Source organism: Pseudomonas sp. NPDC087639 (genome assembly GCF_044743385.1).
Taxonomy (GTDB): domain Bacteria; phylum Pseudomonadota; class Gammaproteobacteria; order Pseudomonadales; family Pseudomonadaceae; genus Aquipseudomonas.
In genome coordinates this window covers 37,716-46,602 of record NZ_JBIUWI010000046.1, presented here as the reverse complement: position 1 = coordinate 46,602, position 8,887 = coordinate 37,716, and the positions used below count along the sequence as shown (strand labels likewise).

The 8,887-nt window shown below is 61.2% G+C and carries 10 protein-coding genes; 2 read left to right on the top strand and 8 right to left on the bottom strand.

From position 1 onward, the window contains the following. On the top strand, positions 1 to 1,698 hold a 1,698-nt coding region (gene dxs / locus ACIOVB_RS18995), incomplete at its 5' end, for a 1-deoxy-D-xylulose-5-phosphate synthase (RefSeq protein ID WP_401270293.1). Between the two features lie 138 nt (positions 1,699 to 1,836). Further along, complete coding sequence (locus ACIOVB_RS18990) at positions 1,837 to 3,723, top strand: TonB-dependent receptor domain-containing protein (protein WP_401270291.1); 1,887 nt, start codon at positions 1,837 to 1,839, stop codon at positions 3,721 to 3,723. 15 nt (positions 3,724 to 3,738) lie between these two features. Here the strand turns inward: ACIOVB_RS18990 and ACIOVB_RS18985 are convergent, their stop codons facing one another. The 8 genes from ACIOVB_RS18985 to ribH all read right to left on the bottom strand — a co-directional run. Then, positions 3,739 to 4,539 (bottom strand): cobalamin-binding protein, encoded by an 801-nt coding sequence (locus ACIOVB_RS18985; RefSeq protein WP_401270288.1) that lies wholly within the window; start codon positions 4,537 to 4,539, stop codon positions 3,739 to 3,741. Beyond that, positions 4,539 to 4,958 carry an MFS transporter gene (locus ACIOVB_RS18980; RefSeq protein ID WP_401270285.1) on the bottom strand — a complete coding sequence of 140 codons (420 nt, stop codon included), beginning with the start codon at positions 4,956 to 4,958 and terminating at the stop codon, positions 4,539 to 4,541. The genes ACIOVB_RS18985 and ACIOVB_RS18980 overlap by 1 nt, the downstream gene beginning before the upstream one ends. Further along, the gene (gene ribA, locus ACIOVB_RS18975; protein ID WP_095188498.1) at positions 4,955 to 5,572 is read right to left on the bottom strand and encodes a GTP cyclohydrolase II; all 618 of its coding nucleotides are present in this window, start codon (positions 5,570 to 5,572) and stop codon (positions 4,955 to 4,957) included. Before ribA ends, ACIOVB_RS18980 begins: the two co-directional genes overlap by 4 nt. Positions 5,573 to 5,811: 239 nt before the next feature. Then, positions 5,812 to 6,549 (bottom strand): substrate-binding periplasmic protein, encoded by a 738-nt coding sequence (locus ACIOVB_RS18970; protein ID WP_401270283.1) that lies wholly within the window; start codon positions 6,547 to 6,549, stop codon positions 5,812 to 5,814. Positions 6,550 to 6,585: 36 nt separating this feature from the next. Then, positions 6,586 to 7,089 carry a phosphatidylglycerophosphatase A gene (locus ACIOVB_RS18965; RefSeq protein WP_007910933.1) on the bottom strand — a complete coding sequence of 168 codons (504 nt, stop codon included), beginning with the start codon at positions 7,087 to 7,089 and terminating at the stop codon, positions 6,586 to 6,588. After that, entirely contained in the window at positions 7,086 to 8,051 is a 966-nt protein-coding gene (gene thiL, locus ACIOVB_RS18960; RefSeq protein ID WP_401270280.1) for a thiamine-phosphate kinase, read from the bottom strand. Before thiL ends, ACIOVB_RS18965 begins: the two co-directional genes overlap by 4 nt. A gap of 27 nt (positions 8,052 to 8,078) precedes the next feature. Further along, the gene (gene nusB / locus ACIOVB_RS18955; protein ID WP_198796669.1) at positions 8,079 to 8,579 is read right to left on the bottom strand and encodes a transcription antitermination factor NusB; all 501 of its coding nucleotides are present in this window, start codon (positions 8,577 to 8,579) and stop codon (positions 8,079 to 8,081) included. Continuing rightward, the coding region (gene ribH, locus ACIOVB_RS18950) for a 6,7-dimethyl-8-ribityllumazine synthase (RefSeq protein WP_401270277.1) at positions 8,576 to 8,887 on the bottom strand (312 nt) is incomplete at its 5' end. The genes ribH and nusB, both read right to left, overlap by 4 nt.

The following is an 8,887-nucleotide window of genomic DNA, read 5'->3' as shown; positions in this document are numbered from 1 at the left end:
ATCGCGCTGCATTACGTCTTCGACACCCCGGACGACCGGCTGGTGTGGGACGTCGGTCATCAGGCGTATCCGCACAAGATCCTCACCGGACGCCGCGAGCGCATGGAATCCCTGCGCCAGAAGGACGGCATCGCCGCCTTCCCGCGTCGTGCCGAGAGCGAGTACGACACCTTTGGCGTCGGCCACTCCAGCACGTCGATCAGCGCAGCGCTGGGCATGGCGATTGCCGCCCGCCTGCAAAACAGTGATCGCAAGGCGATTGCCGTGATCGGCGATGGCGCGTTGACCGCAGGCATGGCCTTCGAGGCGCTGAACCACGCGCCGGAAGTCAACGCCAACATGCTGGTGATCCTCAACGACAACGACATGTCGATCTCGCGCAACGTCGGCGGTCTGTCGAATTATCTGGCGAAGATCCTTTCCAGCCGCACTTACGCGAGCATGCGTGAAGGCAGCAAAAAAGTGCTGTCGCGCCTGCCCGGCGCCTGGGAAATCGCCCGCCGCACCGAAGAATACGCAAAAGGCATGCTGGTTCCCGGCACGCTGTTCGAAGAATTGGGCTGGAACTACATCGGCCCGATCGACGGCCACGACCTGCCGACCCTGATCGCCACACTGCGCAACATGCGCGATCTGAAAGGCCCGCAGTTCCTGCACATCGTCACCAAAAAAGGCAAAGGCTTCGCCCCGGCGGAAGTCGACCCTATCGGTTACCACGCGATTACCAAGCTCGAACCTGTCGACGCTCCGGCCGCTGCACCGAAAAAAGCTGGCGGGCCGAAGTATTCGGCGGTGTTTGGCGAATGGCTGTGCGACATGGCTGCATCTGATCCGCGTCTGGTCGGGATCACCCCGGCAATGAAGGAAGGCTCGGATCTGGTGGAGTTCAGCGAACGTTTCCCGCTGCGCTACTTCGATGTGGCAATTGCCGAGCAACACGCGGTGACGTTCGCTGCCGGCATGGCCTGCGAAGGCGCGAAACCGGTGGTGGCGATCTACTCGACGTTCCTCCAGCGCGGTTACGACCAGCTCGTTCATGACGTAGCGGTACAGAACCTCGACGTGCTGTTCGCCATCGACCGCGCAGGTTTAGTGGGCGAAGACGGCCCGACCCACGCCGGCAGCTTCGATCTGTCGTACCTGCGCTGCATCCCGGGCATGGTCATCATGACCCCGAGCGATGAAAACGAACTGCGCAAAATGCTCACCACCGGCCACCTGTACAACGGCCCGGCGGCGGTCCGTTACCCGCGTGGCAGCGGCCCGAATGCAGCCATCGAGAAAGACCTCGAGCCGATTGAAATCGGCAAAGGCATCGTCCGTCGCCAGGGCAGCAAAGTCGCCCTGCTGGTATTCGGTGTGCAACTGGCAGAAGCGCTGAAAGTCGCCGAAAAGCTGGATGCTACCGTGGTCGACATGCGCTTCGTCAAACCGCTCGATGAGGAGCTGGTACGCGAGATTGCCGGCAGCCACGAGTTGCTGGTCACCATCGAAGAGAACGCGATCATGGGCGGCGCCGGTGGCGCGGTCAGCGAATTTCTCGCACGCGAGAACATCCTCAAGTCGATGCTGCACCTGGGCTTGCCGGATGTTTATGTCGAGCACGCCAAGCCTGCGCAGATGCTGGCGGAATGCGGACTGGATGAGGCCGGGATCGAAGCTTCGATCCGACAACGTCTGGCACTGCTCGCTAGCTGACAGTCCCCCTGTAGGAGCTGCCGAAGGCTGCGATCTTTTGATCCTGATCTTCGGTAGCTTCAAAACCTTTCAAAGCAAAATCAAAAGATCGCAGCCTCCGGCAGCTCCTACAGGGTTTTGCATAAACCATGGATTGCCATGTACCTCCCGCGCCTCGCCCTGCCCTTCCTTCTGCTGCCAACCGCCAGCGCCCTCGCTGACACCTTCGAACGCGATCAGGCCCTGAAACTGCCAGACACCCTGATCAGCGCCAACCGCCAAGTCGAAGCACGCAACGACAGCAGCGCCGCCAACACTGTGTTCACCCGCGAAGACATCGACCGCCTGCAACCGAGCGACGTGCCGGACCTGCTACGTCGAGTGCCGGGCGTACAAGTGGCGCAGGCCGGCGGGCGCGGCAGTCTGCCGGGGATCTACATTCGCGGCACGCAATCGGCGCAGAGCCTGGTGCTGATTGATGGCCAACGCATCGGCAGCTCCACTTCCGGCGACAGCAATCTGCAGCACCTGAACATCGAACAGATCGAGCGCGTGGAAGTACTGCGCGGCTCGCGCTCGGTGATTTACGGCAGCGATGCGATTGGCGGGGTGATTCAGATCTTCACCCGGCGCGGCAGTGAACAAGGATTACAGCCACGCCTGCACGTCGGCTTCGGCAGCAACCAGACTTGGGAACGTAGTCTCGGCTTGTCCGGTGGCGATGAAAAAACCCGCTTCAACCTCGGCGCCAGCCTCGATGAAACCGCCGGCCTCGACCGCACCCACGCGTCGTATCCGAGCGACGGCGATCATGACGCCTACCGCAACAAGTCCGTCAGCCTGAGCCTCAGCCATGCGCTGACCGATGACATCGAAGTCGGCGCCAACCTGCTGGATAACAGCGGCAAGAGCGAGTTCGACAACCCGTTCGGGCGCTTCGACATGACCACCTTCGAGTCGGTGCAGCAGCAGCCGTACAGCGATTTCAACGTCAGCAGCATCAGCAGTTACGTCGATGCTCGGGTCAACGACCTCTGGAAAACCCGTGTCGAATTTGGCCACAGCGAAAACCGCGAGAAGACCCTCGACAAGCTCAGCGACGAGCGCACGGTGTTCAACACCTACCGCGACTCGGTGAACTGGCAGAACGACCTGACCCTGGACGCGCGCAACAGCCTGATTCTCGGTGGCGACTGGTATGAAGACCGAGTCAACAGCAGCACTGCGTTCGATGAGGACAGTCGCTGGAACCGCGCCGCGTTCATCCAGCATCGTTATCAGGCCGACAGCTTCTCCACCGAACTCGGCCTGCGCCACGACGACAACCAGCAGTTCGGCAGCCAAAACACTTGGAGTGGCACCTTCACCTTGCCGCAGAACCCGGACAACGATTTGCTGCTGAGCTACAGCGAGGGCTTCCGCGCGCCGACCTTCAATGACTTGTACTACCCGGACTTCAGCAACCCGAACCTGAAGCCGGAAACCTCCAAGAGCTACGAACTGCAATGGCGCAGCCAGTTGAGTGACAGCGCTCGACTGGAAGCTTCGCTGTACCGCACCGATCTGGAAGACGCGATTATCTTCGGCAGCAACTCGCGGCCGGAGAATGTGGCCTCGGCACGAATCAATGGCTTTGAAGCAGCGCTGAAGCAGGAGCTGTTTGGCTGGCAGAGCAATCTTGGCGTGGCAATTATCGATCCGCGTGATCGTGATACAGGTCACACCTTGGCGCGACGGGCACGGCGTACGGCCAGTTGGGATATGGACCGTCAGTTCGATCGATTGAGCCTCGGCGCGAGTTGGCAATTAGTCAGCGCCAGTTACGACGACTTGAACAACACTCAGCCACTGGGTGGCTACGGCACGCTCGGGCTGCGTAGCAGCTGGGCGCTGAACCGCGAGATCAAGCTGGATCTGAAGGTCGATAACTTGCTGGACAAGGGTTACAGCCGGGCGAACTACAGTTACGACGGCAGTCAGTATGGCTATCGTGAGGAAGGTCGGGCGTGGATGTTTGGGGTGACCTGGACGCCTGAGCTGCGCTGAAATTCCCTGTAGGGATTATTTGTCTGGCGCGATCACTTGGCAGAGCTTGGCGGTGGCGGCGATCATTTGGCCGCTCGGCCGTTCGAGGCCTTTATCGGTGACCAACAGCAGTTTCCCCTGCCTCACCGCTGCCACCTGCGGCCAAGCCCTCCACGCCTCAAGCTGCGCCTGATCACCTGCGAGAATCACCTCGGGATCACGCTGCAACACCGCTTCGACACTCACTTGCGGTGCCGGCAGGCTCAGGTCGCCAAAGACATTGCGCGCACCACACACCTCAAGCGCATCGCTGATGATCTGCCCACCGCCGATGGTATAGAGCGGCTTGTCCCAGACTTGATAAAACACTTTCAGCGGCGTATCCCGGCGATAGCGCTGGCGCAGGCCGTCGAGTTTTCTACGAAGATCCGCCGCACGTTGCACCCCACGTTCCGGGCGCCCCAGTTGCCCGGCGATGTCTTCGATCTGCGTGGTGAGTTGTTCGAACGTATGCGGCTCGGCGACGTAAGTCGGGATGTTCAACCGCTTGAGCTGGTCACGCTGCGCCGGGCCGACACTGCCGGGCCAGAGCAACAGCAGATCGGGTTTGAGGCTGAGCAAACGCTCCATGTCGAGTTGGCCATAGCGACCGACTGAGGGAACATTCGCAATCGCAGCAGGCCGATCGCCCGCATCCAGCACGCCAACCAACAGATCGGCCGAATCCAGATCAACGACGATTTCAGAAAGAGACGGCGCGAGACTGACCACGCGCAGAGCGGCCAGCGTCGACCCGCTGACGGCCAGCAGCAGAACCGCCAGCCAGAGACGGCGCATCAGCCGAGTTGACGCGGGATACGGTAGAGGTAGAACAGCACCGCCGTGGACAATGCCAGCAGCATCAGCGGTACGGCTTCAAGGCCGACGAATACCGCCAATGCGCCGATCCACGCCGGCAACGCCGCGGCGAGAAAGGCAGTTCGGCGCCGCGCCGCGAGCGCGATCCATGCAGTCGGCTCATCCGGGGTATCGAGGGCTTTTTGCGTGGCGATCAGCGCATGTTTGTAGCGGCCGAAAAATTTCAGGCTGACAAACATTGAGGCAACACCAGCGATAAAGAACGGCATCGCCAGTACCGGCAGGATCGCCTCGCTTTGACCGAACACGGCGTTGAGCACGAACAACGGCACCAGCGCCAGCGTCAGGTATTTCCACCAGTCGACGCTGAGGCGACGGCGCACCTGACCGCGAGTCACGCCCGGTCTACCTCGCCCTGATGCTCATTGCCCATCATGTGGTCGAGTTTGCTGGCCTTGGTCGCCAGGTACAGTTTGTTGTGCGGGTTGTGGCCGGTGTGCAACGGCACGCGCTCGGCGACGACGATGCCCATGTCGGTCAAGGCTTTGACCTTGCGCGGGTTGTTGGTCATCAGACGCAGGGATTTCACACCCAGATGCTCGAGCATCGGCAGGCACATGGCGTAGTCGCGCTGGTCGGCGGCGAAGCCAAGACGCTCGTTGGCTTCAACGGTGTCGGCGCCGCCGTCCTGCAATTCGTAGGCACGGATCTTGTTCAACAGACCGATGCCGCGACCTTCCTGGCGCAGGTACAGCAGGACGCCACGACCTTCGCGAGCGATGGCTTTGAGCGCGCCCTCGAGTTGCGAACCGCAGTCGCAACGCTGGCTGAACAAGGCATCACCCGTCAGGCATTCGGAGTGCAATCGGCCGAGTACCGGGGCTCCGTCGGCAAAATCACCCAGGCTCAGCACGACGTGCTCGCGACCGGTGGCTTCATCGAGAAAACCGTGCATGGTGAATTGCGCAAAAGGCGTTGGCAGCTTGGAAGCGGCGACAAAAACGACAGGCACCGGTGTGCTCCTGATCTAAAAAAGTCTGAAGATTCGCTGGGCGGCATTGTAACAGCAGGTTCCTACAGACGCTTAGGCTGAATTATCGGGCATAACGATCAAAAAGTTTGATGACTCCTGGACAACATGGACCGCTGTAGGAGCTGTCGAGTGAAACGAGGCTGCGATCTTTTGATCCTGATTTTTAAGATCAAGATCAAAAGATCGCAGCGTGCCGCAGCTCCTACAGGGGTTTCGCGTCAGGGCGAACTAAACGGATACGGCTGCTTCCAGCGCTCAAATACCGGCTTCAGCTCACCGCTTTTCACCAGTTGCTCCATGCGCTGGTCAAACAGCGCCATCAACGTCCGCGCTTGTGGCGTATTGGCGAAACACAGGTACAGCGGCAATTCAGCGATATGAGTGGTGCGGAACTGCGAAGGATCCCTGGCCCGGCTGAGCACATAGTCGATCTCAGTCAGCGCGTCGATGTAATAGTCGGCGCGGTTGTGGGTCAGCATCGACAGAATCCCGGTACGCCGGACGACTTCGTTATAGCCGCGCACGTTGGGCAAATAATTCTGATAGTCGTAGCCACGTACCCAAGCCAGTCGGTAACTGCCCAAGGTTTCCGGCGTCGGCGCCGGGTTGCTGGCAAGGCCCAGCGCGTAAACGTGATCGGTGTCGAAATTCCAGCGCGGATAAAGCAGTTCGCTGAATTCTTGATGATAAGAGCCGACACAGGCATCGACCTCGCCGCGCTGGGCCAGCCCCACTGAACGGGTATACGGCTCGGTGCGAATATCCAGTTTCACCCCGGCCGGTTCGAACACCTTGCGCAAGATATCCCAGCCCAGCCCATGGCCGTCGGCGGCGGTGTAGTCTTCCCAGTCTTCGCTGGCCAGGTGGATGACCGAGGGCGCTGGCACTGATTGCTGCGCACTGGCCACTGTGCCCAGCAGGGCAAAAACCAATAGCACCAACCAGCGTACAGCCATCCCTAGTTACCTCACTTGACGCCTGGGCCCGCAAGGTCAGGCGAAAATCCACACCAGTCCCTGCATCGCCAGCCAGGCAAACACCCCGGCCAGCACGTCGTCGAGCATGATGCCGACGCCGCCATGGACATGCCGGTCGATCCAGCGAATCGGCCACGGCTTGAGAATATCGAAGAAGCGGAATACCAGAAAACCCGCGAGCAACCAGTACCAGCCTTCCGGCACCAGCCACAGGGTGATCCACATCCCGACCATTTCGTCCCAGACGATGCCTTCGTGGTCGTGCACCCGCAGATCATCGGCGACCTTACCGCACAGCCAGAAGCCGAACAGCATGGTGATCCCGAGCATCAGCCAGTAACCCCAGTCGGGCAGCATCTGCCACAACGGGATAAAGGGTAGCGCAACTAACGAGCCCCACGTGCCCGGCGCCTTGGGCAAGGTGCCCGAACCGAAGCCGAACGCGAGGAAATGCCAGGGATTGCGCCAGACAGACGGCGGAACGAATTCGGCCGGAACCTGTTTCGGGTGATCTGTCACGGTGTCTCCTGAAAATGTTGATAACCCCGGATTTGCGGGGTGATGTCGTGGCCGTCTCGATCCAGCAGCACCACGCCCTGCCCCTCTGCCACGCGACCGATCACATGGATCGGCCAACCGGCAGCCAGCAGCGCCGGCAACTCGACAGACGGTAACGTGAATGCCAGCACGTAATCATCGCCACCACTGAGCGCCGCGCGCTCGGCGCCGCGCTGGCCGAGAAACGCCACTAAAGCATCCGACAACGGTACGCGCTCGCGTTCAATCTCAAGCCGCACCTTCGACGCCAGAGCGATGTGGCCGCAATCGGCGAGTAGGCCATCGGAGATATCCAGTGCGGAAGTCGCCTTGCCGCGCAGCGCCTGACCGAGGGCCAGTTGCGGTTGCGGCGACCAATAGTGATCGAGCAGCGGCTGGGCGATGTCCGGCGCGGCGTCGCGCTGACCCAATACCAGCGGTAACGCACCGGCGGCATTGCCCAGTTCACCGCCGACACACAGCAAGTCACCCGGCTGCGCGCCGCTACGGGTCAAGGCCTGACCGGCCGGGACGCGGCCGAACACGGTGACGGTCAAGCTCAACGGCCCGCGCGTGGTATCGCCACCGACCAATGCCACGCCGCAGCTCTGCGCCATGCGGTTCAAACCACGGGCATAGGCTTGCAGCCACTCGGCGGTCACCGTCGGCACAGTCAGGGCAAGGGTAAAGGCAACGGGCGTGGCGCCCATGGCGGCCAGATCGCTGACCGCGACGGCCAGCGAGCGCTGACCGAGCAGAAACGGATCGCAGGGGTCGGCGAAATGCACACCGGCCACCAGCGTATCGGTGGAAATCGCCAGCTGTTCCCCGGGAGGAACTGCCAGCAAGGCGCAGTCGTCGCCGATCCCCAGTGCAACGCCTTCGCCGCCCTGCGCACAGGGCGCGGCGGCGAAGTAATTGCGGATCAGCTCAAACTCGCCCATGACTGAGAAAAAGTATTCAAGCGCCGATCAGCGCTTGAACGCCTTCACTTCAGCTTCACGCAGGCGCGGGGCCAGCTTGTCGAGTACGCCGTTGACGAACTTGTGGCCGTCGGTTGAACCGAACACTTTGGCCAGTTCGATACCTTCGTTGATCACAACGCGGTACGGCACGTCGACGCGCTTGAGCAGTTCCCAGGTGGACAGGCGCAGAACCGCCAGTTCAACCGGGTCCAGCTCTTCGATGGCCAAATCCAGGCAAGGCGTGAGCGCGGTGTCGATTTCGGTCTTGAACTGCGGAACCCCGTGAAGGATCTCGCGGAAGTAAGCGCCGTCAACATCGCTGAAATCGTTATCGACCCGGAACTGCGCTTCGATCTCGTTCAGCGATTGCTTGGCCATGTGCCACTGGTACAGCGCTTGAGTGGCGAGCTGACGGGCTTCGCGACGCTTGACGCTTTTCGAGGGCTTGCCGGCATCCGCAGGTTTCGGATCGCGCGGGTTGAAACGATCGCTTTCGTCGCTAATCACTTGGCCTCCAACTGCGCCAGCAGGCTGACCATTTCCAGAGCGGACTGGGCAGCTTCAGCACCTTTGTTACCGGCCTTGGTGCCGGAACGTTCGATGGCTTGCTCGATGGAATCAACGGTCAGGACGCCGAAAGCGACCGGCACGCCGAACTCCATGGACACTTGGGCCAGGCCCTTGGTGCATTCGCCCGCCACGTATTCGAAGTGCGGAGTACCGCCACGAATGACCGCGCCGAGAGCGATGATGGCTGCGAACTCGCCTTTCTGGGCGACTTTCTGCGCAACCAGCGGAATTTCGAAGGCGCCAGG